We start from the raw sequence: 26504 nt of genomic DNA on the forward strand, positions 1-26504 counted from the left end.
GCAAAACGCGGTAACCTCTGGGGACAATTCACTTTGACCGTGCACGTGCACGGGTGTGGTCGCGCCATGTCAAACGTTCCGTTGAACAACTGGGGTCTTGAACACATCGTCGGCGAGTTGCGCGCTTCGCGCGAGCAACTGCATCGCACGCGCCACCCGCGCGGGATTCGCGAACTGCCGTCGCGCGATGCGGTGATCAACATCGTTGCAGGTTTGCGTGCGGCGTTGTTCCCGACGCATTGGGGCGCGCCCGATCTGACCGACGAAAGCGTCGACTACTATGTCGGCCACACACTGGAGAGCACGTTGCGGCTGCTGGCTGAGCAGATTCGCCGCGCGCTGCGCTTCCTGCCGGAATATGCCGAGACGCCGGACGTGGACATGGGCCAGCGTGCATTCGAAGTGGCGCGCGAGTTCGGCACGCAACTGCCGGCAATTCGCGCGTTGCTGGTCAGCGACATTCAGGCTGCGTACACAGGCGACCCGGCAGCGCAGCACATCACCGAGATTCTGCTGTGCTATCCGGGCGTGTGGGCGATGACGCATCATCGGCTCGCGCACGCACTGCATCGGCTCGGCGTGCCGCTGCTCGCGCGCTTTATCAACGAGATCGCGCATTCGGCCACCGGCATCGATATTCACCCGGGCGCGCAGATCGGCCCGAGCTTCTTCATCGACCACGGCACCGGCGTGGTGATCGGCGAGACCGCGGTGATCGGCGAACACGTGCGTGTGTACCAGGCGGTGACGCTCGGTGCGAAGAGTTTCGCCGCGGATGCCGACGGCTCGCTCGTGAAAGGCAATGCACGCCATCCGATCGTCGAGGACGACGTGGTGATCTATGCGGGCGCAACGATTCTCGGCCGGGTGACGATCGGGCGCGGTTCAGTGATCGGCGGCAACGTGTGGCTTACGCACAGCGTGCCACCGGGCAGCAGCGTATCGCAGGGCAAGGTGCGCGAAGGCGAACGCAATCGCGACCGCAGTGACGACGGCGCGCGTTGAGCGTGTTTGCGCGCTAGCCGCTGCACTGCAGGTATGGCGCGTCGACGCGCGCCCAGGTGCAGCTCTGCACGGCGCATGGGGCCGCAGCGCGTTTCAAAGCCCGCTCAAGTATGCGTAACGCTCACCGCCGCCGTACGGCCGACGATCGCAAGAAATTCTCTGCGGGTCGACGGATCGGTGCGGAACGTGCCGAGCATCCGCGACGTGACCATCTCGGCGCCCGCCTTATGCACCCCGCGGGTCGACATGCACTGATGCGACGCTTCGAGGATCACACCGACGCCCTTCGGCTGCAGCACGTCGTTGAGCGTATCGGCGATCTGCACGGTCATCTTCTCCTGAATCTGCAGGCGTTTCGCAAACGCATCGACTAGCCGCGCGAGCTTCGAAATGCCGACCACGCGATGCTCAGGCAAATACGCGACATGCGCGCGGCCGATGATCGGCACCATATGGTGTTCGCAGTAGCTCTCGAAGCGGATGTCTTTCAGCACGATCATTTCGTCGTACCCGTCCACCTCGGAAAACGTGCGGGCGAGGATGTCGCGCGGCTCGACCTGGTAGCCCGCGAAGAATTCCTCGTATGCGCGCACCACGCGCGCCGGCGTATCGACCAGCCCTTCGCGCCGCGGATCGTCACCGGCCCAGCGCAGCAGCACGCGTACCGCTTCTTCGGCCTCTGTGCGCGTCGGGCGGGGCGGCACGTCGGCGGCCGACTTCGTCTTCTTCTTGCTTGTGGTCATCTTCGCTCCTGTTATGTGTTCATCGCGCGCGACATAAGCGAAGCCTATCGCATGCGGGACGGTTGTGGGCCCGCAACCTTGACAACCCATCCGGCCGCCTTCCATAATGCGCCGGTACGTTCGCTAAACGAATCTGTGTTCGTATGTCGAACATTCGGGCAACCGGCATCGATTTGAGGCAGGCTGCATGGGCAAGCAGGGCGACTGGAGGTGCAGACCACCCCGCGCATAGCCAGAAGAGCGGCTCGCGGCTTGGGCACGCAGCGTCGCAACAGGAATCGGACATGATCAACAAGATCTTCGAATCGCTTCAGTCGGCGGTGGCCGACATACACGACGGCGCGACCGTGATGATCGGCGGCTTTGGCACGGCAGGCATGCCGTCTGAACTGATCGACGCCCTCATCGAACACGGCGCGCGCGAACTGACGATCGTCAACAACAACGCCGGCAACGGCGACATCGGCCTCGCGGCGCTGCTGAAGGCTAAGCGCGTGCGCAAGATCGTCTGCTCGTTCCCGCGTCAGACCGACTCGTACGTATTCGACGCGCTCTACCGCGCCGGCGAAATCGAACTGGAACTCGTGCCGCAGGGCAATCTGGCGGAACGCATCCGCGCGGCCGGCGCCGGCATCGGCGGCTTCTTTACGCCGACCGCATACGGCACCAAACTCGCCGAAGGCAAGGAAACCCGCGAGATCAATGGCCGGCATTACGTGCTCGAAATGCCGCTGCATGCGGATTTCGCGCTGATCAAGGCATACAAGGGCGACCGCTGGGGTAACCTGATCTACCGCAAGACCGCGCGCAACTTTGGCCCGATCATGGCGAGCGCAGCGAAAACGGCCATCGTGCAGGTGTCGGAAGTAGTGCCGCTTGGCGCGCTTGACCCGGAAGCAATCGTCACGCCGGGCATTTTCGTGCAGCGCGTGATCGAAGTGCCGCAAGCTGCCCACCCGATTTCGCGTTCCGGCACGGCCGCCGCCTGACAGGAGATCCGACATGAAACGACTGACCCGCGATGAAATGGCCAAACGCGTTGCACAGGATATTCCGGAAGGCGCGTACGTGAACCTCGGCATTGGCGTGCCGACGCTGGTGGCAAACCACCTCGCCGCCGGCAAGGAAATCTTCCTGCACAGCGAAAACGGCGTACTCGGCATGGGCCCGGCGCCCGCAGCCGGTGAAGAAGACGACGAACTGATCAACGCCGGCAAGCAGCACGTCACGCTGCTGACGGGCGGCTCGTTCTTTCACCATGCCGATTCGTTCGCGATGATGCGCGGCGGCCATCTGGATTACTGCGTGCTCGGCGCGTTCCAGGTGTCGGCGAAGGGCGATCTGGCGAACTGGCACACCGGCGCGCCCGATGCGATTCCGGCGGTCGGCGGTGCAATGGATCTGGCAATCGGCGCGAAGCAGGTATTCGTGATGATGGAGCACCTGACCAAGCAAGGCGAAAGCAAGATCGCTGCGGAATGCACGTACCCGGTGACGGGCGTCGGCTGCGTCAACCGCATCTACACCGACCTCGCGATGATCGACGTGACGCCCGCTGGCCTCGTGGTGCGCGAGATCTTCTCCGATATCGACTTCGCCGAATTGCAGAAACTGACTGGCGTGCCATTGATCGACGGCAACGCAGCGGCGCGCGCGGCGTAAGCGCGCTCGCCGCGCGGCGTTCACGGGCCAGCGCCCGCACGAACGCCGCGCCGCCGTGCCGTTGTGCCTACGCAAATCGGCCGGCCGTGCCGGCCTCGCGCGAGATTGCCGTCGCCGGCTCACAAGACTCATACAAGCATTCGAGACGCCTCAACCCTTCCTCCTCTTTCGCCCGAACAACGTCATCATGCTCGAAGCAAGCGCCCGTCTGACCGGCCTGATTTGCGGCACGCAACCGATGAACGACATCTGGTCGCCGCGCGCGACGCTGCAGCGGATGCTCGATGTGGAAGCCGCGCTGGCGCGCGCGTCGGCTGCGCACGGCGTGATTCCGCAGGCAGCGGTGGCCGCAATCGAAGCGGCTTGCGATGCGGATCGCCTCGACGCGAATGCACTGGCACACGACGCCGCGCTTGGCGGCAATCTGGCGATTCCGCTCGTCAAGCAACTGACGGCGCGCGTCAAGGAGCTCGACGCCGAAGCATCGAAGTACGTGCATTGGGGCGCGACGAGCCAGGACATCATCGATACCGCGACGGTGCTGCAGCTGCGCGATACCTACGCGTTGCTCGAGCGCGGCCTCGCGGCGACCTGCGACGCGATCGCTGTGCTCGCCCGCACCCACCGCGCGACGCCGATGATCGGCCGCACATGGCTGCAACAGGCGCTGCCGATCACACTCGGCCTGAAGTTCGCGCAATGGCTCGATGCACTGCTGCGCCATCGCGAGCGCCTCGATGCATTGCGCGAACGCACGCTGGTACTGCAGTTCGGCGGCGCGGCCGGCACGCTGGCGAGCCTGCGCAGTGCGGCGCCCGCGGTAAGCCGCTCGCTTGCAAGCGAACTCGGCCTCGCACAACCGGCGCTGCCGTGGCACACGCAACGCGACCGCATTGCCGAAGCGGCATCCCTGTTCGGCATGCTGATCGGTACGCTCGGCAAGATCGCGCGCGACATCTCGCTGCAAATGCAGACCGAGCTCGGCGAACTCGGTGAACCGGCCGCCGCAGGCAAGGGCGGATCGTCGACGATGCCGCACAAGCGCAACCCGGTCGGCTGCGCAGCGGTGCTGACTGCCGCAGCGCGCGCGCCGGGCCTCGTCGCGACGGTGCTGGCCGGCATGGTGCAGGAACACGAACGCGCGCTGGGCGGCTGGCAGGCCGAATGGGATGCGCTGCCGGACCTCGCGCGTCTTGCCGGCGGCGCGCTCGCGCATATCGAACAGATCGCGGCGGGGCTCGACGTCAACACCGAACGCCTCGCGACCAACCTCGACGCTACGCACGGCCTGATACTCGGCGAAGCGGTGATGCTCGCGCTGGGCGAACAGATCGGCCGGCTCGACGCACATCATCTGGTTGAGCACGCATCGAAGCAGGCAGTCGCATCGAACCGCACGCTCTACGACGTGCTGGCCGCCGATCCCGCCGTCACGCGACACCTGCCGGCCGAGCGCCTGCGAAGCCTGTTCGATCCGGCGCATTATGTCGGCGAGGCACACGCGTTCGTGGACGCGGTGCTGGCGCTTCATTCCGCGCTTAATTTGAGCACACCCGTGCGCACCCCCGCGCGCACCCCTGACAAGGAGTAAATCCGCATGCCTTACGCTGCAGTCAATGGCATCGAATTGCACTACCGGATCGACGGCGACCGGCACGGCAGCGCGCCGTGGCTCGTGCTGTCGAATTCGCTCGGCAGCGACCTGTCGATGTGGACGCCGCAAGTCGCCGAACTGGCGCAGCACTTTCGCGTGCTGCGCTACGACACGCGCGGCCACGGCCACTCGGAGGCGCCCAAAGGGCCGTACACGATCGAGCAACTGAGCGGCGACGTGCTGGGCCTGCTCAATACGCTGAAGATCGCGCGGGCGCATTTCTGCGGCGTATCGATGGGCGGGCTGACCGGCGTGGCGCTGGCCGCACGCCACGGTGACCGTATCGGGCGCGTCGTACTCGCCAATACCGCAGCACGCATCGGTTCGCCTGAAGTATGGGTGCCGCGCGCGGCGCGGGCGCGCAACGAAGGCATGATTGCGCTGTCCGAAGCGGTGCTGCCGCGCTGGTTCACGGCGGACTTCATCGCGCGGGAGCCGCTGGTGCTCGGTTTTATCCGCGACGTGTTCGTGCATACCGACAAGGACGGCTACGCGGCCAACTGCGAAGCGATCGATGCCGCCGACCTGCGCGCCGAAGCGCCCGGCATCAAGGTGCCGGCACTGGTGATCTCGGGCACGCACGACGTCGCGGCCACGCCCGCGCAAGGCCAGGAACTGGCCGCGGCGATTCCCGGCGCGCGCTACGTCGAACTCGACGCATCGCACATTTCCAACATCGAGCTGGCGGACACGTTCACGAGGACGGTGCTCGATTTCCTGAAGGAGCAACGATGAACGACAACGAACGCTACGACGCCGGCATGCAGGTGCGGCGCGGCGTGCTGGGCGACGCGCACGTGGACCGGTCGCTGACGAACCGCAGCGAGCTGACCGAAGAGTTCCAGGATTTCATTACGCGCTATGCGTGGGGCGAGATCTGGACGCGCGACGGACTGCCGCGCCACACGCGCAGCATGCTGACGATCGCGATGATGGTCGCATTAAACCGCAGTGAGGAACTGGCATTGCATCTGCGCGCGGCAAAGAATAGCGGCGTGTCGCGCGATCAGATCAAGGAAGTGCTGATGCAGACGGCGATCTATTGCGGTGTGCCGGCGGCCAATTCGGCGTTCCATCTGGCCGACCGGATTTTCCGCGAGGAAGACGAAGCGAAAAAGTAGCCTGCGCGGCGGCTCGGGCAACGTACGCTCGCCCGGCGAATGACGCGCCACCGCTACTCTTCAGCGTCGTGCTCCGCGACGAAGCGCCGCAAATACGCGATCACCGCAGCCTCCGCCGCACGGTGATCCGCACAGCTCTTCGACCCGGCGTTCTCTTCGTCGCCGAACAGCGTGGACGGGGCATTGTGCACGTCCACTTCCAGTCCTTCACGAAAGATGCGGATCTCGTGGACGTTTTCGGCGTACTCGGCGATCCAGTGGATCCCTTCGATATGGGCGCCTGCCCTGACTGACGGTGTCTTCATGAGGCGTCTCCCGGCGCGCCGGACACGAAGCGCCGACGCTTGCCGTAAACATACGCTGTCGTCGCGTGAGATGCACCCGTTGTTCCGTGCTCCCATGTGTTTTATGCCGAAACAACGCGCATTTACACATAATGCAGGGGCATGCAGCATGCTGCGATACGCTCGTACGCGATTGCGCAGCGTCGTGCGCGCCGGTACCCGGCAACAAGGCATATGCGTTGCTTGATGAACACGGCTACCGTGCGGCCGCTGCGCGTGGCCGTCGCGGCGCCTGGTTGCGCGCCGCGACGGCCATCCCGCCTTTACGTTACATCTTGACCACGTCGATGAGCATCTTCTTGCCGTTCCGGTAGTCGTACAGCGAAATCACGCCGTGCGTCAGATCGCCCTTAGCGTCGAAGGTGATTTCGCCGGACACGCCTTTGTAGTCGGTGCTAGGCATCATCGCGAGGATCTTTGCCGGATCGGTCGAATTCGCGCGCTTCATCGCATCGACGACGACATACACCGCGTCGTACGTGAACGGTGCGTAGATCTGGATCGGTTGGCCGAAGCGCTTCTTGTACTTCGCTTCGAAGGCCGCGCCGCCCGGCATCTTTTCGAGTGCCATGCCGACTTCTGAGCACACGATGTTGTCGGTCGCGTTGCCGGCCAGATCCGACAGCTTGTCGGTACATGCACCATCGCCTGCCAGCACCTTCGCGCGCAGGCCGAGTTGTTTGGCCTGTTTCGCGAACGGGCCACCGGTGGCGTCCATGCCGCCGTACATGATCGCGTCCGGGCTCTCGCCCTTGATTTTGGTCAGGATCGCGCGGAAATCGACGGCCTTGTCGTTGGTTGCATCATGCGACACGACCTGCATGCCCAGCGCTTTCGCAGTCTTCTCGAACTCGCCGGCGAGGCCCTGGCCGTATGCGGTCGAGTCGTCGACGATTGCGACCTTCTTCACCTTCAGGCTTTTCGCCGCGTAGTTCGCGAGCGCCGGCCCCTGCTGCGCATCGGTTGCAACCACGCGATAGGTGGTCTTGTAGCCCTGCAACGTGTACGCCGGATTCGATGCGGCAGGCGAAATCTGCACGATGCCGGCGTCGCTATAGATCTTCGACGCAGGAATCGACGTGCCGGAGTTCAGGTGACCGACCACTGCAACGACCTTGTCGTCGACCAGCTTTTGTGCGACTTGCGTGGCCGTGCGCGGGTCGGCCGCATCGTCCTGCGAGTCGAGCTGCAGCGTGATCTTCTGGCCGCCGATCGTCAAACCCTTTGCATTGATTTCTTCGATCGCAAGGCGTGCACCGTTTTCATTGTCTTTGCCAAGATGCGCAATTTCACCGGTCAGCGGTGCGACGTGACCGATCTTCACCGTCTCATCCGCATGAGCGCCACCATACAAGGCGAAGGTCATGGCGGCGGCAGTTGAAATTTGTTGTGTGAGTTTTCTCATTGTGTCGTTTAGCACCTGGTAGTGAAGGAAGCGGTGTTATTTAATAGCGCCCGATGTCTCGATGCGAGATCGGGCGCGCCACCACCTGCTAAAGACACTTCACCAAGAGGCTTATTCCACGCGATAAACTCATTTTCTATCAAGTCCGAATTTTCGCTTATTTTTGACAGGCCTGATATTTATTTTGAGTTTACGTAGACCGTGAGCTAATCACGCTAGGGAAATCCGTCAATGCCGGATGTGTACCAAACAGGACAAAACATAGCCTGAAACGTGCCTCCGGGCATCCCAGCCTGACTTACCGGTCTGGCGTACGAGCTTCATTGACCATCGTGACAGGACACGGCGCGAGCCACACCAACCTTTGCATAAAGGTGCGTGCCTTCCAGCGGCTAACCAGCGATCGGAACGAACAGCCCACGACGATCAGGCCAACGCTATAGTCGACTGCATAGCGAACCGTTTCGTCGACCAGATTGCCGAACTTGAGCGCTAGCTGAAACTGCAGGCCGCGTTGCGCCAGATCGGATTCCAGCTTGCCGAGCAGGTGCTGGTATGCGTCGACGCTAGCCGACATTGTGGCGTCCGTTGCGATGTCGAGCGCGTACCTCGGCAGCGGCACGACCGACAAGATATGCAGCCTCGCCTGATGACTGGCTGCGAGTTGCGCCGCAACGAGCACACCGCGATACGAGCAGGGAGAGCCGTCATACACCGCCATCACATATCTCATCAGGCACTCCGTCGAAAGGGTTGTTTCTCTAAGACGTACGACGACGCGGTATATTCCATGTTCGTGCTTGCGTGAGGCGCGCAACTTCGTTCACGAACGCGCAACTGCACGCTGCACGCGCATTCACCAGCCTCGCGCGCCATGCAGGCGCTGCACAGCCCATCAATCAGGCAGTATGAATTCAGATCCCAGCAAGACGCTTCACAGCGTGCTCGCCAGCGCGCGGGCATGCAATGTATGCGCGCCTTTTTTGCCGCTCGGTCCGCGCCCGGTACTGCAAGTCGCGGCGCGCGCGCGAATCCTGATCGTCGGGCAGGCGCCGGGCGCGAAAGTGCACGAGACGGGAGTGCCATGGAACGACGCGAGCGGCAAGCGCTTGCGTGAATGGTTGGGTGTGACGCCGGAAGTCTTTTACGACGCACACCATTTCGCACTTATCCCGATGGGGTTCTGTTATCCGGGGCGCGGCAAGAGCGGCGACAATCCGCCTCGGCCGGAATGCGCACCATTGTGGATGAACAAGCTGCTCGCGCATCTGCGCAGCGTAGAGTTGACGCTTGTGATCGGCCAGTACGCGCAGGCGTACTTTCTCGGCAACCGGCGCAAGACGACGTTAACCGAGACAGTGGCGTCGTGGCAAGAATATGAGTCGACGGCGTGTGTGCCATTGCCCCATCCGTCGCCGCGCAATCAGATATGGCTGAAGAGAAACCCGTGGTTCGACGCGCAAGTCGTGCCGACGCTACGCGCGCGCGTTGCAGCGTTGCTGTAGTCCGTCATTGCTGAACGCGGGCGACGAGACCTTCGTTTAGCTGAATCACTTCGAACAACGTACCGGCTGTACCACTCACGATCAACAAACCTGCGCGTTGCAGATTGCCTTGCTCGGCGTAAGCCAGTTCAACCAGATAGTCGGGTAAATGCAAGGCGGCTGCGGTAATTCGGGTTGCAGTGGCGCGCGGCACGACGCCGAACGCATGCATCGCGTCGCGAAGTTCGAGGGTCGAATGCGCAAGCAACCAGAACATCAAAATTTCTTTGTCGGACTCGGTAAGCTGTTGCTGCTCGTCGAGTTGGTCGACCAGATCGAATGCGGCTCGCGCGGCGCGCACGCGGCTTGGCAGGGTTGCATCTGGAGGGCCGTCACTCGCGGGAACGCGGGTAAGGAAGCTATTCTTGTTTTCGGCCAGATGGTGCTGCCGGCTCAAGCGCCGGAGCAGCACCGTTACTGTGTCGTGCGGCGACGGTTGTCGAAGTCGTAACATGGCTGCCGGTAACGCGAAGTACGGATACAGGGAATGTCGACGTTGCACGCCGTGCACGCATTGCGATCTGTACACGACGACAAACCAACATTAGCACGCTTGAATTCCGTGTGCATCCGCCAATTGCGGCGCTTTGCGCGTTTGCCCACTGCCGCGCGAATAAAGCCATGTTTGATGCTGCTTTTGCACAGCGCCCGGGTTTATTCGAGCACGTGCAACACGATCGGATAGAGCGACAGCACCAGCAGCAAGGCCATCGAAATATTGAATGCGCGCAGCCAGACCGGTTTTGCGAGCACTTGCCGCAACGCTGTGCCACCCGCGGCCCACAAACAGATGCAAGGCAGTCCGATCAGATAGAACAGTGCCGCCATCAACAGCGCGTTGATGCCGACGTCCTCGGTCATATGGATCGTGGTTGCGGCGGTGAGCACCATCATCCACGCTTTCGGATTGATCCACTGGAACAGTAGCGCTTCGTGAAAGCGCATCGGCCGCTGCTTGCCCTGCCGCGCACGCACTTCGCCGGAGGTGCCGATCTTCCATGCGAGATACAGCAGATAGCCGACGCTGGCTACTTCGAGCAACGTATAGAGACGCGGCACGCGATGAAACACTTCGCCGAGGCCAAACCCTACCGAAAGCATCAACAGCACGACGCCCGCGCTAATGCCGAACAAATGCGGCAGCGTGCGGCGGAAGCCGAAATTAACCCCGGATGCGAGCAGCATCGTGTTATTGGGGCCAGGCGTGATGGTGGTGACGAGCGCGAACAGAATGCCGGCCGGCAACGCGCTCAGGAGTTCGTAGGACATGGGCCGTCTCACAGTACTGATGGGAGTGACCGCAGTTTATCGGGGTGAGCCTGTACAGTACCTGTACAATTTTAAAGATGATGTCCGGTACACGGATGATCAAACGAAGGCACATATTTTGACATCAAACGATGCTATTATCGTGCTCAACCAATGGAGACATTATGCGAACCACAATCGCTCTCGACGATGATCTGGTTGCTCGGGCGCAGGACTACACGGGTTTGAGCGAGAAGTCCGCTCTCGTGCGCGAGGCGCTGAGGGCACTTATCGAACGCGAAGCCGCGCGCAGGCTCGCCGCCCTGGGCGGCAGCCAGCCTGGCATCACCGCTGCGCCTCGCCGTCGGCAGGAAGCCGAATGATCCTCGTCGATACGTCCGTGTGGATCGACCACATCGACCATTCCGAGCCGATCATGGTCGACCTCCTGCTTCACGACCGTGTCCGGATCCATCCCTATGTAATCGGCGAGTTGTCGCTAGGCAGCTTGCGCAATCGCGCTACCGTACTTCGTGCGTTGAACGACCTGCCTCGCGTGCCGGTCGCCACACCCGACGAAGTGTTGTACCTGATCGAGCAGCAGCGGTTATTTAGTCGAGGCATCGGCTACGTCGATGCGTCGTTGTTTGCATCTGCAAAGCTTCAGCCTGGTGTGTCCATCTGGACGCGGGACAAGCGCCTGAAAAAGATCGCCGACGAGTTCGCGCTCGGCGCGCTTCTTGAGCACTAGACACCGAAAAGCCTCGGCCAATAGTCGATGCTGTCGGAGCTCGGCGAAGGCTGGGTTACTTCGACACAAACACTAGCTCACCGCCGCCTTTCCTTCGCCGCACTCTCGCTATGCGCCGTCAGCTGCCGGCTCGTCGCGCGAATCAGCGACGTCTTCACACTCACCACGTGCTGCCGCATCAGGTTCTCTGCCTCACGCGGTTCGCGCGCGAGAATCGCGTCGTAGATGCGATGGTGAAAGCGGTGCCGCTCGCGAATGTCGTCGATCTCGAAGGCCAGGATGTTGTGCGCCGAAGCCTGCGGAATCTGCTGGCATAACCGCAACACATCCGCCACCAGCCGCGAGCTTGCTGCGTCATGAATCACCGAATGGAAGACCTCGTTGACCTCGGCATAGTCGGCGCGCTGTTCATTCGGCTCTGCATTGCTCGACAGAATCTGATCCCCGCGCGTGAGCGCATTCTCCAGTTCCACGCAAGCCTCGGCCGATAGCCCGCGTTCCGCCGCGAGCCGTGCCGCGAGACCTTCCGCCAGTGCACGCATCTCATATGCATCGACGATTTCCGACAACGGAAATGCCCGCACTGTAAAACCGCGATTCGGCGTGTAGTTCAGCAGGCCCTCGCCCGCCAGCATCTGCAGCGCGGCCCGCAGCGGTGTGCGCGATACCTCGAGCTCGCGGCTCAACGACACCTCATTGATGCGCGATCCGGGCGGGAGCAGGCCATCGAGCAGATCCTGGCGGATGCGCTCGGCGAGTTCGCCCGACAGTGTGGCGGCAGCGGCTTTTTCGATCATAGGGTCCTCGGACTTGAGACGAGCCCGATTATAGATGACAGCTGCGCACACTTATGGCTGGATCGCGCGCTAAAAGTATGCAAAAGCACGAACGCGTTCAGCACGCGATAGCCGCGCCAGTACGGCTTGATCCCACTTTTTGGTGCATGTGCGTCTGATTGAGGCATAGAGGGAAATGTTGCGGTGCAGTCCAAAGTGAATACACTTTGTCGTTGACAAGGCGTTATTGTACACAGACTATCGCTTCAACCCACCTTGACCAGGAGACAAGCTTGACTGCTTCATTTGCCGTTCCGTTGGCCACTCCCGTCCTCGCGGTCGCAGGCGACGCCCACGCGTTTCCGGTACGTCGTGTGTACTGCGTCGGTCGCAACTACGTTGAGCATATTCGCGAGATGAAAGAGGGCGACGAGCGCGACCCGCCGTTTTTCTTCCAGAAACCGTCCGATGCGATCGTCGCAAATGGCGCTGAACTTGCGTATCCGCCGTGCACCGAAGACTTCCAGCATGAGATCGAACTGGTTGTCGCGATCGGCAAGGACGGGGCGAACGTCGCAGTGGGCGATGCGCTCGCGCATGTGTTCGGTTACGCGGTCGGCATCGACATGACGCGCCGCGACCGCCAGCGCGAAATGCGCGAACGGATGCTGCCGTGGGAGATGGGTAAGTCGTTCGACGAATCGGCGCCGTGCGGCCCGCTGCATCCGGTCGCGAGCGTCGGACATATCGGGCGTGGTGCGATCTCGCTGACGGTCAACGGCGAAGCGCGTCAAAAGGGCGACCTCGCGCAGATGATCTGGAACGTGCCCGAGATTATCGCGAACCTGTCGACGCAATATGAACTGAAGGCCGGCGATCTGATTTTCACCGGCACGCCTGCCGGCGTCGGCCCTGTGTTGCCTGGCGATCGCATCGAAGGGGCGATCGAAGGGCTCGACACGATCCACTTCACTATCGGCTCGAGGAAATCATGAACATGCTACCGAACGACCGTCTCGCCTATTCGCCGATCGTCGATCGCTCGAAGCTGGCGCTGCCGGAAGGCGCGCGGCTCGCCGTGTGGGTGATCGTCAACATCGAGGAATGGAACCCGCTCGAGACGATGCCGCGCACCGTGCTGACGCCGCCTGCCGGCGGTTCGCCGACGCCCGATGTGCCGAACTGGGCATGGCACGAATACGGCAACCGCGTGGCGTTCTGGCGCATGCTCGACGTGTTCGACACGCTCGGCATTCGCGCGGCGCTGGCGATCAACGGTTCGGCGATTCGTAGTTATGAGCCGATTTCGCGCGCGGCGCTCGAGCGCGGCTGGGAGTTCGTCGGCCACGGCTACAGCCAGAAGAACATGCAGAAGGTCGAAGACGAACGCGCCGACATCCGCAAGACCACCGAGGCGATCCGCGCATTCACCGGCACGGCGCCGCGCGGCTGGCTCGGACCGGGCCTGACGGAAACCTGGGAAACCCCGGACATCCTCGTCGAAGAAGGCTACGACTACGTGTGCGACTGGGTGCTCGACGATCAGCCGCTGTATCTGAAGACGCGCACCAAACCGATCGTCAGCGTGCCGTATACGCAGGAATGCAACGACGTCGCGATGATGCTGATCCAGCATCACGCAGCCGCCGAATATCGCAACCGCGCAATCGACCAGTTCGAACAGTTGTATGCGGACGCGCAGAAAGAGCCGCGCGTGATGGCGCTGGTGGTGCATCCGTACATCATGGGCGTGCCGCACCGGTTGCGTTACTTCCGCGAGGCACTGGCGCATATCAGCGCGCGTCAGGGCGTGGTGTTCACGACCGGCAGCGCGATCTGCGACGCGTTCGCGGCGTCGACACCGCAGCCGGGCTAAGCGCAGCAGCGTCGCGCGCGCAGGCTCGTGCGGGCCTGCGCCGCTCCCGTGTTACGCGGCGCCCGCGCGGCGGCCGCATTCTTCGAGACGTTCATGAATAGTCTTCCTTCGCAGCGTGCGCTGCAGGCCGGGTCACGTCCGTCGGGTTCGACGCTGGCGGCGGTCGCGATCTTCGTCGTATTGCTCGCGTCGTATTCGATCAATGCAATGGACCGTCAGATCTTCCCGCTGCTGGCCGCCGACGTGCGTCACGAGTTCGGCTTTGGTCTCGCGCAGATCGGCTTGCTGTCGACCATCTTCACGCTCGGTATGGCGGTTGCCGGCGTGCCGACCGGCATTCTGCTTGCAAGACTGTCGCGTCGCACCGCCACCGTGATCGGCATCGCGATCTTTTCGGTCGGCACGGTATTGACGGCGAGCGCGCATGGCTTTGCCGACATGTTGCTGTATCGCGCGGCGACCGGCATCGGCGAAGCGATGCAACTGACTGTGATCATCGCGATCGGCACCAGCTATTTCACGCGTTTTCGTTCGACCGCGGTTGGTGCGGTGAATTTTTCGTTCGGCGTGGGCGCGATTATCGGGCCGGTTGCCGGTAGTGGATTGCTGGCAATCCAGCATGTATGGCGCTTTCCGATGATCGTGTTCGGCCTGTCGGGTTTCGTCGCGATCGCGTTGATCTTCGTCGCGGTGCGCCCGTGGTTCAGCGAGACGCGCGCAGCGGAAGATCGCAACGAATCCCGGCTCGACCCGCAGCGCGGTCTGCCAGCGGCCGCGCACACGCTGCTGAACCGCAATAGCGTGCTGCTCACCGTGCTGAGCCTGATCGGCGGTCTGATCATTTACGGCTATCTGGGCATGTACCCGACCTTCCTGCGCGAACACCTCGGCTTTTCGCCGGCGATGACCGGCCGTGTGATGAGCGCGTACGGATTCGGTGTGTTCGCATCGATCGCGGGCGGCTGGATCGGCGACCGTGTATCGGCGCGCAAGGTGCTGACGGTCAGCTTCCTGATTGCGGCATTGCTCGGCTACGGGCTCTTCTATGCAGCGACGACGCTGCTTGCGCAGGCGCTGCTGTCGTTCGCGTGGGGTCTGGTGGTCAGCGGGGTGATCTACGTGAATCTGGCGGGGTATCACATCCGTTCGGTCAGCAGCCATCTGAACAACAAGGCCTCCGGCGTGTTCGTGTCGAGCCTGTACGGTTCGGCGTCGATCGCGGGCTACACGATCGGCTGGCTCGCGACTTCCGCCGGCTGGTCGACTGCCGGGCTCGTGCAGATCTCGCTGCTGGCCTGTGCCGGCGCGCTGCTGGCCCTCGCGCTGCAGCCGTCGCGCATGGCGCAGCCCGCAGGCCACGCGGCAGCCGCCGGCGCGGTCACTGTGAAATAGCTCTGAATCCCTCTTTTCAGCAATTCGTTGCAATACATACTTAGGATGGTTGATCGATGAAAGCATTTGGAAAGACATTCGCCGCGGCGTTCGTGGCCGCTGCATTCGTCGCGTGCGGCATAGACCCCGTAGCGGCACAGCAACCCGCGTCGGCAGCCGCACCCACGCTCGGAGACGTGACGGTCAACGTATTCCCCGGCGGCTTCAATTGGCCAAGCTACGTGGCCGAAGAGAAAGGCTTGTTCGCCAACCACGGGATTCACGTGATCCTGCAGGGCACCACCGGTTCGGTGAACCAGATGACGGATCTGTCGCAAGGACGCTTCGACATCGCGATGACGGCGATCGACAACATCGTCGCGTATGTGGAAGGCGAGGGCGAGGCACCGATCGGTCCACAACCGGATTTCGTCGCGGTGATGGGCAGCGACAGCAGCTTCCTTTCGCTGGTTGCGGCGCCGGACATCAAGTCTTATGAAGATCTGCGCGGCAAGACGCTGTCGGTCGATGCGCGCACCACCGGCTACGCGTTCGTGCTGTACGACATGCTCGCGCGCAAAGGGCTGAAGCCCGACGACTACCAGATCGAAACAGCAGGCGGCATGGTGCAGCGCTGGGCTGCGCTGCAGCAGCACAAGCAGGTTGCGACGTTGCTGTCGACGCCGTTCAACATTCTCGCGCGCAATGAAGGCTTCCATCAACTGGCCGCCGCTACCGACGTGATCGGCCCGTATCAGGGCAACGTCGCGGCGACGCGCCGCTCGTGGGCGCGCCATAACAAGGCGAAGGTGGTGGCCTTCATTCAGGCTTACGTCGAAGCGATCGACTGGCTGTACGACCCGAAGAACCACGATGAAGCGATCCAGATCCTGCTGAAGAACGTGCCGCAGATGTCGCCCGAACTCGCGGCGACGACGTACGGCGAACTGCTTGATCCGAAAGCGGGCTTCTTCCGCAAAGGCCGCATGAACGTGGCCGGCATCCGCACCGTGCTTGCGCTGCGCAGCCGCTATGCGACGCCTCACAAGACGCTGAAGGACCCGTCGAAGTACTACGACTCGACCTACTACCGCGCCGCGTTGCACTGAGCCGCTTCGCAACGATAAAACAATACGCTACGGAGGTATCAGATGAACAGGAAACTGCTGCGCGCGTTCCCTGCGGCGGCGCTCGTCACCTTGTGCTGGAGCGGCCATGCCGCCGCGCAATCGAGCGTGCAGTTGTACGGCGACGTCGACGCGTTCGTCGGCGCGAAAAAGGCCTTGGGCGGCAAGACTGCGTGGATGGTCGGCAACGGCGGCTCGACCGCGTCGTTCTGGGGCCTCAAGGGTGCTGAAGATCTCGGTGGCGGCTATCAGGCCGTGTTCGAACTCGAGAGTTACTTCTCGGTGCAGAACGGCACCTTCGGACGCTTCGCCGGCGACGGGTTTTTCTCGCGCAACGCGTGGGTCGGCGTCAACGCGCCGTGGGGCAAGCTGGTAGTCGGCCAGATCGGTCCGCTGTACTGGAACTCGACGATCTTCTATAACCCGTTCTTCAATTCGTTCGTGTTTTCGCCGGCGGTGATTCATACCTACGTGGCGGTGAACGGGCAAGGTGTCGGTGGCGGGGGTGGCGAGTGGAGCAATGCGGTGACGTACTCGTCTGCGCCGTTTGGCGGCTGGCAGATGAACGCGCAATACGCGTTCGGCAACGCAGCCGGCGAACCGGGGCAGAACAAGTGGGCCGGGCAGGTGCAGTATCGCGGTGGTCCGTTGAACGCGAACGTCGTGTATCAGCAGATCAAGTTCAACACTACGCCTGGCGATTTGTCGGCGAGCGTGCCGGGTCTGTCGACGCAGTCGGCGGTGCAGGCGGGCGCAACTTACGAGGTCGGCATCGTCAAGTTGTACGGGCAGTATCAGTATGTGTCGAATGCGATCGCGGGCGGCGGGTATCACGTGAATTTCGGCGAACTGGGCGCGGCGATTCGTATTGGCCTCGGCACGGTGTTGATGTCGGACGGCATGTCGAAAAGCGGTGGCCAGCGTGATGAGTTTCGCAATACCTGGTCGGTTGGCTACGATTATCCGCTGTCGAAACGCACGCTCGTCTATACGGCGGTGCTCGGCGACCACGCGACGCATTTCTCTTCCGGTTACACCGTTGGCGGCGGCGTTCGCACGTTGTTCTGAAGTTCGTCGACGCGCGACAGCAACCCGTCATTCGCTACTGGTGACTTGATGTCATCAATGTAGTGACAGCCGCGCCATTCCATCAACAAACGGCGGCGACTACGATGCATGCACGTCGCAACCTATTTGATGGAGAGAGCGGACATGTACGCAATTACGGGTATCAGCGGTAAGGTGGGAGGTGCACTGGCCAGGGCGCTGCTCGAAGCAGGGCAGCCGGTGCGCGCGGTGGTGCGCGATCCGCGCAAGGGCGAATCGTGGGCCGCGCGGGGCTGCGACGTCGCGCTGGCCGACATGAGCGACGCCGATGCACTGACCGATGCATTCGCAGGCGTGCAGGGCGTGTTCATCCTGCCGCCGTCCGAATTCGATCCCGCGCCGGGCTTTCCTGAGGCTCGCGAAGTCATCGACGCAGTCGTAGCTGCTATCGGCCGGGCGCAACCGAACAAGGTTCTTTGTCTTTCGACGATCGGCGCGCAGGCCACCCAAACCAATCTGCTCACGCAGCGCACGCTGATGGAGCAGGCGCTCAGCGAGCAGCGGGTTCCGGTCACGTTCCTGCGTCCCGGCTGGTTCTTCGAGAACTGCGCATGGGATGTCGCGTCGGCCCGCGATGAAGGCGTGATCCACGCGTTTCTTCAGCCGCTTGACCGCGCGATTCCGATGGTTGCTACCGCGGACATTGGCCGCGTCGCCGCGCAGCTATTGCAGGAAGACTGGCAGGGCAAGCGCGTCGTCGAACTGGAAGGGCCCGCGCGTATCAGCCAGCACGACATTGCCGAAGCGTTCGCGCAGGCGCTCGGCAAGGCGGTGCATGCACGTGCAGTGCCGCGTGAAACGTGGGAAACGTTGTTCAAAGGGCAGGGCATGAAACATCCGGCGCCGCGCATCCAGATGCTCGACGGCTTCAACGAAGGCTGGATCGACTTCGAGGGGCGCAAGGAGGAGATCGTCAAGGGCGTTGTGCCTTTGGCGACCGTGGTGAACGATCTGGTGCGCGGCGCTTAAGCCCTGAAACACGCAGGTGCGCTGCGACGTATGCGCGTCAGGCAGCACGATTTACGCGGCTGCGGCGGCACGATGCATCGCCGCCGTGCGCCACTAGCCGTGCGCCACTAGCCGTGCGCCACTAGCCGTGCGCCACAAACCCTACCCGCCCTTGGCCTTGCCGCTTTCCAGCGCGACACCATTCCACAGATGCAACGCCGCATAAGCGCGATACGGCCGCCACAGGTCGGTGCGCGCGCGCTGCTGCGCGGACTTCACCAGCGAAGGATCGCGCTGGCTGATGGCCTGCATCAACACCAGATCCGCTTCGGGCCACGCGTCCGGATCGCGCAGCGCGCGCATCGCCACATACCCCACTGTCCAAGGCCCGATGCCAGGCAGCGCGAGCATATCGCGCTGCAGCTTGAACGGGTCTGCATCGGGATCGTCTAGCGGCAGCGCAGCGGATGCGACAGCCTCGGCAAAGCGCAGCACCGTCGCGATGCGTCGGGTCGGCATGCCGATCTTGTCGAGATTGGCCACGGCCAGTTCCGCCGGCGTCGGAAAGCGCCATGCAGTGGCCTCGTGAGGATGGCCGTCGATGCGCTTTCCCGCACGCTGCACGATGCGGCTCATGATCGTCGACGCGCCCTTTACGCTGACCTGTTGCCCGACGATGGTGCGGACCACCAGTTCGAAGTCCGACCACGCGCCCGGCACGCGCAAGCCGGGCGTGCGCTTCAACAGCGGCGCCAGCCAGGGATCCGCGCCGAGGCAGGCGGCGATTTTGCGCGGATCGGCATGCAGATCGAACATGCGTGCGAGCGGTGCGGCGAGTTCGCCGGCATGCTCGCGCAAGCCGCCGTCGACGGTCGCGACGAGGCAGTGCTTGCGCGGATGCAACCGCACTTCGACGGTACCCTCCGCACCGTTCCAGCCAATCGCGCGGCGATAGATGCCGTCTTCGACCGATTCGACGCCCGCGGACGCACGGCCGCCGATAAACGCCAGCAACCGGGACCACGCGAGCGGTGGCTTGAACGGCAGATGGAGTTCGACCGCAGTTTGACGAGCGTCCTGTTCCACCACCACTAGATCGCCTAGAACAACGAGCGCTGGACGGCGGACGTGCGCAGCTTGTCGACGGCTTTAGGTTTTCGCGCCGGCAGGGCAGGCTTTTCGCTGCCCGTTTCGACCATCAGCAACCGTTCCTTCGCAGCGAGACCGCCGGCAAAACCGGTCAATGCGCCGGAAGAGCCGATCACACGATGACAGGGCGCGATAATCGAAATCGGATTGCGGCCGTTGGCCGCGCCCACCGCTCGCACAGCGTTGCGATTGCCGATCTGTTCGGCGATCTCGAGATAGCTGCGGGTCTCGCCGTAGGGGATCGTGAGCAGCGCGGCCCACACCTGCTTCTGAAAGTCGGTACCGGTGAATTCGAGCGCGACGTCAAAGCGCTCGCGCTTGCCTGCGAAATATTCGCCGAGTTGCCGCGCGGTTTCGAGCAACACCGGATGCGTGCTGTTTTCACGCAGCGTGCCGAGCCTCACGCGATTCGGCCGATCGTTTTCCCACAGGATGGCGACCAGTTTGTCACCACGCGCAACCAGCTGCAGCTGGCCGACCGGTGAATCGACAAACGTGTATTCGCATTCCATTGCTTGCTCCAATGCGGAATTGTTCTCGCGAACGTCAAAGAATACACCGGAACGCGCCGCTGAAAGTCCATCACCAGGTGCGTTGCGAATGAAAGAGCAACGTCGCTGTGTCGCTGCGAAAGCCCGGCGAATCGTATTGTGTATAGACACATCAAACGATGGCCGGTTGACAGACGCATGCCCGACTCGCTATACATGCGGCACTTGCCTCCAAGCCATCGTGAAGTCATGAAGAAAAACGCGGATTCTACGGCCGTTGCGCGCCGCAAACCCTCATCGGCCGATGCCTCTGCCGAGCGCGTCAAACGCGTGAAGCCGATCGACGCAATCAGGTGCGAAGATGGCCTGACGCGACCGCCATGGGCTGCTTCCGACCCGCTGCTAAGGGAGTATTACGACACCGAATGGGGCATGCCGATCCACGACGAGCACGGCCTGTTCGAGCGTCTGAGCCTCGAAGCGTTTCAGTCAGGTCTTTCGTGGGCCACGATCTTGCGCAAGCGCGAGGCATTCCGGCGCGCATTCAGGCAATTCAATCCGGACAAGGTCGCGAAATTCACCGAACAGGACATCGAACGCCTGATGGCGGATGCCGCGATTATCCGCAATCGCGCGAAGATCGTCGCGACCATCAACAACGCGATCGCAACCATCGCGCTGCGCAACGAAGGTGGTCTTGCCGAGCTGATCTGGTCGTTCAAACCAGAGGTCACGCCGACGCCGCGCACGATGGCGGAAATTCCGACCACCTCGGCGCAATCCATTGCATTGAGCAAGGCGCTGCGCAAGCGCGGCTTCAGCTTCGTCGGTCCGACGACGATGTATGCGCTGATGGAAGCCACCGGCATGATCGACACCCATCTGGTCGACAGCCATCGGCGCGGCAGCTCGGGTATCTGGAGCGCCTGAATTACCGTTCTGTAAGTTGCATATGAAATCGGTTTTCCGGTGGCGGGACCTTTTTCCGGTAAATCCGGCGTATTGAGCGCAACACCGGTTAACTCTTTAGGGGCGATTCATGCCGATGAATCTCAATTCTTATTAAGTCAGTTTATTTGTAGCCTCGATTTCTGTCACCGCGCTAATATTCTGCGTCGCTTGAAAGTCGAGAGATGCAATATGTCGTGGCTAGGCACGGGGGCGTGGCATGGAACGACCGTTATCGACGGTTATCAAAGCCAGCCAGAAAAAGAACAAGCAGTTTTTCGCTTTACATTGGGAAGCGTCGCGCTGGCCATTTATTGCGTGTTCGCGTTGACCGATCTGGACCGCCCGGCCCGGCTCACCATCGCGGTGATGGCGCTTTATGTACTTTTCGGTTTTGCCAGCTGGCTGGCCATTCGCCTGCAGCCGGGCAAATCGCCGCTGCGGCTGATCATCACTACGCTCGTCGATCAGGGCATGGCGATCGCCGCGCTTGCGCTCGGCGGGCGCGCCGCGTTGCCGCTGCTATTCATCGTATTCTGGTTCCTGGTCGGCGCAGGTTGCCGTTACGGCAAGCGGCCGCTGATCCTGTCATGCGCGATGGCGGTCACGGGCTTTGTCGGTCTGATGGCGCACGAGCCCTGGTGGATCATGAACCGGCCGGTCGGCGTCGGTTTGTTGCTGGCGGTGGTGGCCACTTCGTTTTATCTGTTCGTGCTCGTCAACAAGCTCGAGCGCCGTGCGGCGACCGATCCTTTGACAGGCCTGCTCAATCGCACGAGTCTCGTGCAGGCGGTCGGCCACGCGCATATGTCGCGCCGGCAGCAGGCCAACCAGGTCGGCTTGCTGGTCATCGATCTGGACGGCTTCAAGGACGTCAACGATTCCTTCGGCCACGCTGCCGGCGATGAAATGCTGCGGCGCTTTGCGCACGAACTGTCGCGCATGAGCCGGCGCGGCGACGCGGTGGCGCGGTTAGGCGGCGACGAGTTCGTGGTGTTTGCCCGCAGTATCGTCAACGAGGCAGACGCGATGGCGATTGCCGAACGCATCCATGCGGCGATCGAATCGATCAACGCCGCGATCGGGTTGCCGGTCAGCGTGACGGCCAGCATCGGCATCTGCCTGTACCCGGAAGCGCGTCGCGCACGCACGCTCGATGTCGGCCAGGCATTGCAGCGCGCCGACCGCGCGATGTACGCGGCCAAGGCGCAAGGGCGCCGGCAGACGATGTTCGCGCAGGCGTAACGCACCCCGTGCGGCCATGCGCCGCAGTCCCGCAGCACACGTCCAATTCGGGAAAAACTCCCGCCTGCTTCCGTTGTCAACCGCTCGCACAATGCGCACACTGGGATGCAGGGTGCCTGCTCGCAGGCAGGCGCTCCTGCGCCTCTCGGGCCGACCAAAGAACAACTGCTGGAGACACACGATGCATCGCACAACAACAAGCGCGCGCGCCGCGCTATGGGTGGCGGCCGCGCTCAGCGCGAGCACTGCCTACGCCGTTGCCGAGCCGATCGCCTATGTGACGAGTGAAACGAACGGTGTCGGCGTGATCGACCTGGGCAGCATGACGCTAACCAAGACCATTCCGCTCGGCAATGCCGGCCCGCGCGGCCTGAGCCTGACCGACGACGGCAAGCTGCTGCTGGTGGCGGGCAAGTCCGGCGAACTCTCCGCGATCGATACGGCCACCGGCGAGGTGGTCAAGCGTGTGAAGATCGGCAAAAACCCTGAGTTCGTGCGCGTGCATCGCGGCTTTGCGTATGTGACCTACGAGCCGGGTGAGAGCGGGCCGCCGCCGGAGGCACTCGCGCACATGCAAGCCCAGGCCGGACAGCAGGCCAGCGGGCCGCAGCCAGGTGGCGATCAAGCCGGCAAGCCTGCGGAAAAAGGCGATCAGCAGGCGGGTGGAAAAGGTAAAGGCGGCAAGGACGACGACGATGCCAACGAGCCGCCAGCCGAGATCGCGATCGTCAATCTGAAGACGATGAAAGTGGTGCACTCGGTGAAGAGCGGTCACGAAACGGAAGGCGTCGAGTTCTCGCCCGATGGTAGCGAAATGCTCGTCACCAACGAAGGCGACGACACGGTGTCCGTTTACCGCACCGGCACCGGCAAGCCCGTGCGCACGCTGAAGCTCGATGCAGGCTCGCGGCCGCGCGGCATCAAGATTTCGCCGGACGGCAAGCAGTATGTCGTGACGCTCGAGAACACCAGCAAGTTCGTCGTGCTCGATGGGCACACGCTGAAACCGGTGAAGACTGTCGCGACGAAGCTGGGGCCGTATGGCGTTGCGTTCGATCCGAGCGGCAAACACCTGCTGGTAGCGGCCGCGCGCGACAAGACGCTGCAGGTGTTCGATGCGAAGACCTACGAACACATTGCCGATGCGCCGATCGGCCAGCGTTGCTGGCACTTCAGCTTTACGCCGGATGGCTCGAAGCTGCTGCTCGCCTGCGGCCGATCGAACGCGGTGTACGTGCTCGATGCGACTAACTATCAGACGGTTGGGCAAATCGGCAATCTGCCGCTTGCGTGGGGCATTGTGACGTCGCCGCCGAGCGCCGGTTCGATCGCTGCAGCGAAGTGACGTGATGCACAGCCTGGGCGGCGGTGCGTGCCGCCGCCCAGCACTCTTACTCCCGCTCCCGCTTCAATCCCACGAATAGCGCGCCCCGACCCAGAACCCGCGCGGCGCCCCCAGCCCAAGAAACTGCTCGTTCGAAATGCTGTCGCCGTCGAACGTGTGATTCGGACCATTGAAGAAGTTCTGCCCGAGAATCCCGAAGCTCGCATAACGCTTGTTCAACAGGTTCTGGATCGATCCGAATACCTGAAAGTGCTTGGTCACGTTGTAGGTCGTATCGAGGTCGATCAGGAAATAGCCCGCAATCGAGCCGTTTACGTCCTGATTGTTTTCGTCGCCGCGCGCGAAGATATTGCTGCGATACGTGAGGTTGCCGCCGATCGTCCAGCGCGGCAATGCCTGATAATCGAGCCGCATCTTGATGGTATTGGCCGGAATGCCCGGAATGCGGTCGCCGGATTTCACGGTGATGTTGCCGTCGCCATCGGCGCTTGAATTGCTCGCGCTGTTCTCGGTCCACGTCGAGCGGTAGGTCGCATTGACGTAGCTGTAGCTCATGCCCACGCCGACGGGGCCCCACTGTGTGCGCCCGGCCAGTTCGAAGCCTTGTCTGCGCGTCTTGCCGACGTTCTGGAAGAAGCCAAGCGTGCTCGCTGCGCCGTTCGAGCTGATGAACTGGATGTCGTCGTCGAGCGTGGTGTTGTAGGCCGCCGCGCTCCATTGCGTGTGCGCGCCGAGCTTGCCGCGCGCACCCACTTCGAAAGTCTTCGAGATCACAGGCTTCAGCGAAGGGTCGGCCACGAAATCGTTCGGCAGCGAACACGGCGAGGCTGGGTCCGCGCACGCCAGTTCGATCGACGTCGGCGTGCGCATGCCTTCGTTATACGTGAAGTACGCGGTAAACGACTTGGTCGGATTCCAGTTGATGCCTACCGCCGGATTGAAGCGCGAGAACGTATGCCGGCCGTCGAGCAGCGGCTGGATGCCGCTTTCGTCGCCGATCGTCGCGCGCGACCAGTTGTAGCGACCCGCCACCAGCATCGACCACTGGTCGTTGAACGAGAACGTATCGCTGAAATAGATGCCGTAGTTCGCGTTGCGGGTTTTCGCATCGGTCTGCTGCACGAACGGGCCATCGCCGATGGTCGCGCGCGAGTCGGTGAAGAAGGCGTTTTGCTGCGACTGCGTGAAGTGCGAATTCGCCATATCGGCTGCCACGCCCGCGACAAACTGGTTCTTCTTGCCGAACAGCTTTTGCAGCAGCGTCAACTGCAGGCTCGCGCCGTAGCTGTCGGTGACGATCACCGATTGCGCGTTGTTCGCCTGTATCGTGTTGATATCGTCATCGTCGTCGCCTTCCTGCTGGCCGAAATCGTCGTTCACGTTGCTGCTGACGTTCGTGTTGCGATAGTGCCGGTAGTACACATTGCCGCTCAGTTCGACATCTGGCGTGAAGTAGTGCTCGCCGGAGATCGTCAGATAGCCGACCGTATTCTCGTTGGTATCCGGAAACGTGTACGCCTGCGAGCGGTTATCGAGGAACGAGCGCGGAATCGTCTGCGAGCCGTTTAACGTGTTGTCGGCGCCGCCCGCCGACACCGAGAGGGTGGTCGACGAATCCATGTAGCGCAGCTTGCCGAACGCCTGGCGCAGCTGGCTCGAATTGTGGTCGGCCCAGCCGTCGTCGTTGGTCGTGTTGGCGGTGAAGTAGTAGTCGAGATTGCTGCCGATGGTGCCGCCCTGCTGGATCTGCGCCAGCTTGCGGCCCCACGAGCCGAGCTGGATTTCCGCTTCGCCGCCGGGGTTGTCGCGGCCGTTCTTGGTCGTCACCGCAATCGCGCCGCCGAGCGTATTGAGGCCGAAGGTCGGGTTCGAGCCGGGAATCAGCTGGATCGTGTCGATGGCTGCCTGCGGGATCAGATCCCAGTTCACCACGTCGCCGAACGGCTCGTTGATGCGCACGCCGTCCATGAACACCGACAACCCCTGCGGCGTGCCGAGCACCGGCGACGCAGTAAAGCCGCGATAATTGATGTCCACCTGCGATTGATTGCCCTGTACTTCGTTGATGTCGACGCTCTGCAGGTTGGCTGCAAAGTAGTCGGTCAGCGTATGCGAATTCTGCCGGACCAGATCGCGGCCGCGAATGGTTTGCACGTTGGCCGGCACCAGTTCGATCGGTGTGCCGACGCCAAGCAGCGGTGTGGTGCCGATCACGACGATCGGCTGCAGCACCGTTCCTTCCGAACCGGTTTGTGCGGTGGCGGGTGTAGCGGTTTGCGGCTTGCCTGACGTATCGGCCGGAACATTGTCGGCCGGTGCATTCGCAGCCGGCGCATTCACGGGCGGGTTGGCCGGGTTTGCATCCTGGCCCTGCGCCCACGACGCCGCGGCAAATGCCGCCAGCACCGCGGCGACCGAAAGCCGCAAGGCAACCCGGTGTTTCGGCGCTTGCGTGTGCCGCCGTTTACGTGGCATGTTCTTCATCGTTGCTGTCTCCTGCCTGTTTTTCTTTTTTCGGGGGATGAGATGACACACACAACTGGTTGCGGCCGCATCGATCATGGCTGATGTGTTCTGCCTGCCTTGTCATCGATAGCGTCGCACGCTGGGCCGAAAATGCACCCGGGAAGTTTTCCTGAATCAG

The 26504-nt window shown here is 62.5% G+C and carries 28 protein-coding genes; 18 read left to right on the forward strand and 10 right to left on the reverse strand.

The features are described from left to right. Positions 1–66: 66 nt before the first annotated feature. The gene (gene epsC, locus ACYVNQ_RS18755) at positions 67–1005 is read left to right on the forward strand and encodes a serine O-acetyltransferase EpsC (RefSeq protein ID WP_460904059.1); all 939 of its coding nucleotides are present in this window, start codon (positions 67–69) and stop codon (positions 1003–1005) included. A gap of 104 nt (positions 1006–1109) precedes the next feature. Here epsC and folE read toward each other — a convergent pair whose 3' ends face one another. Then, the gene (folE, locus tag ACYVNQ_RS18760; RefSeq protein ID WP_460904060.1) at positions 1110–1748 is read right to left on the reverse strand and encodes a GTP cyclohydrolase I FolE; all 639 of its coding nucleotides are present in this window, start codon (positions 1746–1748) and stop codon (positions 1110–1112) included. Positions 1749–2032: 284 nt separating this feature from the next. On the opposite strand from folE, the gene ACYVNQ_RS18765 reads away from it, so the two are divergent. The 5 genes from ACYVNQ_RS18765 to pcaC all read left to right on the forward strand — a co-directional run bounded on the left by ACYVNQ_RS18765 (position 2033) and on the right by pcaC (position 6185). Continuing rightward, positions 2033–2737, forward strand: coding sequence for a 3-oxoacid CoA-transferase subunit A (locus ACYVNQ_RS18765; RefSeq protein WP_460904061.1), 705 nt, complete (start codon positions 2033–2035; stop codon positions 2735–2737). A 13-nt stretch (positions 2738–2750) separates the two neighbouring features. Beyond that, positions 2751–3410, forward strand: a complete 660-nt coding sequence (locus ACYVNQ_RS18770; protein ID WP_460904062.1) for a 3-oxoacid CoA-transferase subunit B — start codon at positions 2751–2753, stop codon at positions 3408–3410. Between the two features lie 187 nt (positions 3411–3597). Then, positions 3598–5001, forward strand: a complete 1404-nt coding sequence (locus tag ACYVNQ_RS18775; RefSeq protein ID WP_460904063.1) for a 3-carboxy-cis,cis-muconate cycloisomerase — start codon at positions 3598–3600, stop codon at positions 4999–5001. Positions 5002–5007: 6 nt separating this feature from the next. Beyond that, positions 5008–5799: a 3-oxoadipate enol-lactonase gene (pcaD, locus tag ACYVNQ_RS18780; RefSeq protein ID WP_460904064.1), complete on the forward strand. Its 792-nt coding sequence runs from the start codon at positions 5008–5010 to the stop codon at positions 5797–5799. Then, positions 5796–6185, forward strand: a complete 390-nt coding sequence (gene pcaC / locus ACYVNQ_RS18785; protein WP_460904065.1) for a 4-carboxymuconolactone decarboxylase — start codon at positions 5796–5798, stop codon at positions 6183–6185. The genes pcaD and pcaC overlap by 4 nt, the downstream gene beginning before the upstream one ends. A 53-nt stretch (positions 6186–6238) precedes the next feature. Here pcaC and ACYVNQ_RS18790 read toward each other — a convergent pair whose 3' ends face one another. The 3 genes from ACYVNQ_RS18790 to ACYVNQ_RS18800 all read right to left on the reverse strand — a co-directional run bounded on the left by ACYVNQ_RS18790 (position 6239) and on the right by ACYVNQ_RS18800 (position 8667). After that, positions 6239–6490 (reverse strand): hypothetical protein, encoded by a 252-nt coding sequence (locus tag ACYVNQ_RS18790; protein WP_460904066.1) that lies wholly within the window; start codon positions 6488–6490, stop codon positions 6239–6241. A gap of 307 nt (positions 6491–6797) precedes the next feature. Then, positions 6798–7934, reverse strand: coding sequence for a branched-chain amino acid ABC transporter substrate-binding protein (locus tag ACYVNQ_RS18795; RefSeq protein WP_460904067.1), 1137 nt, complete (start codon positions 7932–7934; stop codon positions 6798–6800). A 298-nt stretch (positions 7935–8232) separates the two neighbouring features. Next, on the reverse strand, positions 8233–8667 hold the full coding sequence (locus ACYVNQ_RS18800) for a universal stress protein (RefSeq protein WP_460904068.1): 435 nt from the start codon (positions 8665–8667) through the stop codon (positions 8233–8235). 175 nt (positions 8668–8842) lie between these two features. Here ACYVNQ_RS18800 and ACYVNQ_RS18805 point away from each other — a divergent pair, with 175 nt between their 5' ends. Continuing rightward, positions 8843–9439 carry a uracil-DNA glycosylase family protein gene (locus tag ACYVNQ_RS18805; protein ID WP_460904069.1) on the forward strand — a complete coding sequence of 199 codons (597 nt, stop codon included), beginning with the start codon at positions 8843–8845 and terminating at the stop codon, positions 9437–9439. Between the two features lie 4 nt (positions 9440–9443). On the opposite strand, the gene ACYVNQ_RS18810 is transcribed toward ACYVNQ_RS18805, so the two are convergent. Both ACYVNQ_RS18810 and ACYVNQ_RS18815 read right to left on the reverse strand, forming a co-directional pair. Next, positions 9444–9875 (reverse strand): hypothetical protein, encoded by a 432-nt coding sequence (locus ACYVNQ_RS18810; RefSeq protein ID WP_460904070.1) that lies wholly within the window; start codon positions 9873–9875, stop codon positions 9444–9446. 257 nt (positions 9876–10132) lie between these two features. Further along, positions 10133–10747 (reverse strand): LysE family translocator, encoded by a 615-nt coding sequence (locus ACYVNQ_RS18815; protein ID WP_460904071.1) that lies wholly within the window; start codon positions 10745–10747, stop codon positions 10133–10135. A gap of 164 nt (positions 10748–10911) precedes the next feature. Between ACYVNQ_RS18815 and ACYVNQ_RS18820 the strand changes: the two genes are divergently transcribed. Together ACYVNQ_RS18820 and ACYVNQ_RS18825 are read left to right on the forward strand one after the other, a co-directional pair. Then, complete coding sequence (locus tag ACYVNQ_RS18820) at positions 10912–11109, forward strand: type II toxin-antitoxin system VapB family antitoxin (protein ID WP_460904072.1); 198 nt, start codon at positions 10912–10914, stop codon at positions 11107–11109. After that, positions 11106–11477: a type II toxin-antitoxin system VapC family toxin gene (locus ACYVNQ_RS18825; RefSeq protein ID WP_460904073.1), complete on the forward strand. Its 372-nt coding sequence runs from the start codon at positions 11106–11108 to the stop codon at positions 11475–11477. Before ACYVNQ_RS18820 ends, ACYVNQ_RS18825 begins: the two co-directional genes overlap by 4 nt. Positions 11478–11554: 77 nt before the next feature. Here the strand turns inward: ACYVNQ_RS18825 and ACYVNQ_RS18830 are convergent, their stop codons facing one another. Next, positions 11555–12274 (reverse strand): GntR family transcriptional regulator, encoded by a 720-nt coding sequence (locus ACYVNQ_RS18830; protein ID WP_460904074.1) that lies wholly within the window; start codon positions 12272–12274, stop codon positions 11555–11557. A gap of 272 nt (positions 12275–12546) precedes the next feature. Between ACYVNQ_RS18830 and ACYVNQ_RS18835 the strand changes: the two genes are divergently transcribed. The 6 genes from ACYVNQ_RS18835 (at position 12547) to ACYVNQ_RS18860 (ending at position 18703) form a co-directional block, all read left to right on the forward strand. Continuing rightward, positions 12547–13248: a fumarylacetoacetate hydrolase family protein gene (locus ACYVNQ_RS18835; protein ID WP_460904075.1), complete on the forward strand. Its 702-nt coding sequence runs from the start codon at positions 12547–12549 to the stop codon at positions 13246–13248. Beyond that, positions 13245–14129, forward strand: coding sequence for a polysaccharide deacetylase family protein (locus ACYVNQ_RS18840; RefSeq protein WP_460904076.1), 885 nt, complete (start codon positions 13245–13247; stop codon positions 14127–14129). Before ACYVNQ_RS18835 ends, ACYVNQ_RS18840 begins: the two co-directional genes overlap by 4 nt. Before the next feature lie 93 nt (positions 14130–14222). Continuing rightward, positions 14223–15521 (forward strand): MFS transporter, encoded by a 1299-nt coding sequence (locus ACYVNQ_RS18845; protein ID WP_460904077.1) that lies wholly within the window; start codon positions 14223–14225, stop codon positions 15519–15521. A gap of 56 nt (positions 15522–15577) precedes the next feature. Further along, on the forward strand, positions 15578–16609 hold the full coding sequence (locus ACYVNQ_RS18850) for an ABC transporter substrate-binding protein (RefSeq protein ID WP_460904078.1): 1032 nt from the start codon (positions 15578–15580) through the stop codon (positions 16607–16609). A gap of 42 nt (positions 16610–16651) precedes the next feature. Beyond that, on the forward strand, positions 16652–17695 hold the full coding sequence (locus ACYVNQ_RS18855; protein WP_460904079.1) for a porin: 1044 nt from the start codon (positions 16652–16654) through the stop codon (positions 17693–17695). A 144-nt stretch (positions 17696–17839) separates the two neighbouring features. Continuing rightward, positions 17840–18703 (forward strand): NmrA family NAD(P)-binding protein, encoded by an 864-nt coding sequence (locus ACYVNQ_RS18860; protein ID WP_460904080.1) that lies wholly within the window; start codon positions 17840–17842, stop codon positions 18701–18703. A gap of 141 nt (positions 18704–18844) precedes the next feature. Here the strand turns inward: ACYVNQ_RS18860 and ACYVNQ_RS18865 are convergent, their stop codons facing one another. Beyond that, complete coding sequence (locus ACYVNQ_RS18865; protein ID WP_460904081.1) at positions 18845–19768, reverse strand: DNA-3-methyladenine glycosylase family protein; 924 nt, start codon at positions 19766–19768, stop codon at positions 18845–18847. A 14-nt stretch (positions 19769–19782) separates the two neighbouring features. Continuing rightward, positions 19783–20343: a methylated-DNA--[protein]-cysteine S-methyltransferase gene (locus ACYVNQ_RS18870; protein ID WP_460904082.1), complete on the reverse strand. Its 561-nt coding sequence runs from the start codon at positions 20341–20343 to the stop codon at positions 19783–19785. 228 nt (positions 20344–20571) lie between these two features. Between ACYVNQ_RS18870 and ACYVNQ_RS18875 the strand changes: the two genes are divergently transcribed. From ACYVNQ_RS18875 to ACYVNQ_RS18885, 3 genes are all read left to right on the forward strand, one after another. Next, on the forward strand, positions 20572–21252 hold the full coding sequence (locus ACYVNQ_RS18875; RefSeq protein ID WP_460904083.1) for a DNA-3-methyladenine glycosylase I: 681 nt from the start codon (positions 20572–20574) through the stop codon (positions 21250–21252). A gap of 336 nt (positions 21253–21588) precedes the next feature. Beyond that, positions 21589–22515, forward strand: a complete 927-nt coding sequence (locus tag ACYVNQ_RS18880; protein ID WP_460904084.1) for a GGDEF domain-containing protein — start codon at positions 21589–21591, stop codon at positions 22513–22515. Between the two features lie 181 nt (positions 22516–22696). Beyond that, the gene (locus tag ACYVNQ_RS18885; protein ID WP_460904085.1) at positions 22697–23860 is read left to right on the forward strand and encodes a cytochrome D1 domain-containing protein; all 1164 of its coding nucleotides are present in this window, start codon (positions 22697–22699) and stop codon (positions 23858–23860) included. Positions 23861–23923: 63 nt separating this feature from the next. On the opposite strand, the gene ACYVNQ_RS18890 is transcribed toward ACYVNQ_RS18885, so the two are convergent. Then, positions 23924–26344: a TonB-dependent receptor gene (locus tag ACYVNQ_RS18890; protein ID WP_460904086.1), complete on the reverse strand. Its 2421-nt coding sequence runs from the start codon at positions 26342–26344 to the stop codon at positions 23924–23926. Between the last annotated feature and the right edge of the window lie 160 nt (positions 26345–26504).

Source organism: Paraburkholderia jirisanensis (assembly GCF_054782355.1).

Excerpts from the sequence above, each read along its gene's own strand:
- epsC (WP_460904059.1), top strand. The coding sequence starts at position 67 with ATGTCAAACGTTCCGTTGAACAACTGGGGTCTTGAACACATCGTCGGC.
- folE (WP_460904060.1), bottom strand. The coding sequence starts at position 1,748 with ATGACCACAAGCAAGAAGAAGACGAAGTCGGCCGCCGACGTGCCGCCC.
- ACYVNQ_RS18765 (WP_460904061.1), top strand. The coding sequence starts at position 2,033 with ATGATCAACAAGATCTTCGAATCGCTTCAGTCGGCGGTGGCCGACATA.
- ACYVNQ_RS18770 (WP_460904062.1), top strand. The coding sequence starts at position 2,751 with ATGAAACGACTGACCCGCGATGAAATGGCCAAACGCGTTGCACAGGAT.
- ACYVNQ_RS18775 (WP_460904063.1), top strand. The coding sequence starts at position 3,598 with ATGCTCGAAGCAAGCGCCCGTCTGACCGGCCTGATTTGCGGCACGCAA.
- pcaD (WP_460904064.1), top strand. The coding sequence starts at position 5,008 with ATGCCTTACGCTGCAGTCAATGGCATCGAATTGCACTACCGGATCGAC.
- pcaC (WP_460904065.1), top strand. The coding sequence starts at position 5,796 with ATGAACGACAACGAACGCTACGACGCCGGCATGCAGGTGCGGCGCGGC.
- ACYVNQ_RS18790 (WP_460904066.1), bottom strand. The coding sequence starts at position 6,490 with ATGAAGACACCGTCAGTCAGGGCAGGCGCCCATATCGAAGGGATCCAC.
- ACYVNQ_RS18795 (WP_460904067.1), bottom strand. The coding sequence starts at position 7,934 with ATGAGAAAACTCACACAACAAATTTCAACTGCCGCCGCCATGACCTTC.
- ACYVNQ_RS18800 (WP_460904068.1), bottom strand. The coding sequence starts at position 8,667 with ATGAGATATGTGATGGCGGTGTATGACGGCTCTCCCTGCTCGTATCGC.
- ACYVNQ_RS18805 (WP_460904069.1), top strand. The coding sequence starts at position 8,843 with ATGAATTCAGATCCCAGCAAGACGCTTCACAGCGTGCTCGCCAGCGCG.
- ACYVNQ_RS18815 (WP_460904071.1), bottom strand. The coding sequence starts at position 10,747 with ATGTCCTACGAACTCCTGAGCGCGTTGCCGGCCGGCATTCTGTTCGCG.
- ACYVNQ_RS18820 (WP_460904072.1), top strand. The coding sequence starts at position 10,912 with ATGCGAACCACAATCGCTCTCGACGATGATCTGGTTGCTCGGGCGCAG.
- ACYVNQ_RS18825 (WP_460904073.1), top strand. The coding sequence starts at position 11,106 with ATGATCCTCGTCGATACGTCCGTGTGGATCGACCACATCGACCATTCC.
- ACYVNQ_RS18830 (WP_460904074.1), bottom strand. The coding sequence starts at position 12,274 with ATGATCGAAAAAGCCGCTGCCGCCACACTGTCGGGCGAACTCGCCGAG.
- ACYVNQ_RS18840 (WP_460904076.1), top strand. The coding sequence starts at position 13,245 with ATGAACATGCTACCGAACGACCGTCTCGCCTATTCGCCGATCGTCGAT.
- ACYVNQ_RS18845 (WP_460904077.1), top strand. The coding sequence starts at position 14,223 with ATGAATAGTCTTCCTTCGCAGCGTGCGCTGCAGGCCGGGTCACGTCCG.
- ACYVNQ_RS18850 (WP_460904078.1), top strand. The coding sequence starts at position 15,578 with ATGAAAGCATTTGGAAAGACATTCGCCGCGGCGTTCGTGGCCGCTGCA.
- ACYVNQ_RS18855 (WP_460904079.1), top strand. The coding sequence starts at position 16,652 with ATGAACAGGAAACTGCTGCGCGCGTTCCCTGCGGCGGCGCTCGTCACC.
- ACYVNQ_RS18860 (WP_460904080.1), top strand. The coding sequence starts at position 17,840 with ATGTACGCAATTACGGGTATCAGCGGTAAGGTGGGAGGTGCACTGGCC.
- ACYVNQ_RS18870 (WP_460904082.1), bottom strand. The coding sequence starts at position 20,343 with ATGGAATGCGAATACACGTTTGTCGATTCACCGGTCGGCCAGCTGCAG.
- ACYVNQ_RS18875 (WP_460904083.1), top strand. The coding sequence starts at position 20,572 with ATGAAGAAAAACGCGGATTCTACGGCCGTTGCGCGCCGCAAACCCTCA.
- ACYVNQ_RS18885 (WP_460904085.1), top strand. The coding sequence starts at position 22,697 with ATGCATCGCACAACAACAAGCGCGCGCGCCGCGCTATGGGTGGCGGCC.
- ACYVNQ_RS18890 (WP_460904086.1), bottom strand. The coding sequence starts at position 26,344 with ATGAAGAACATGCCACGTAAACGGCGGCACACGCAAGCGCCGAAACAC.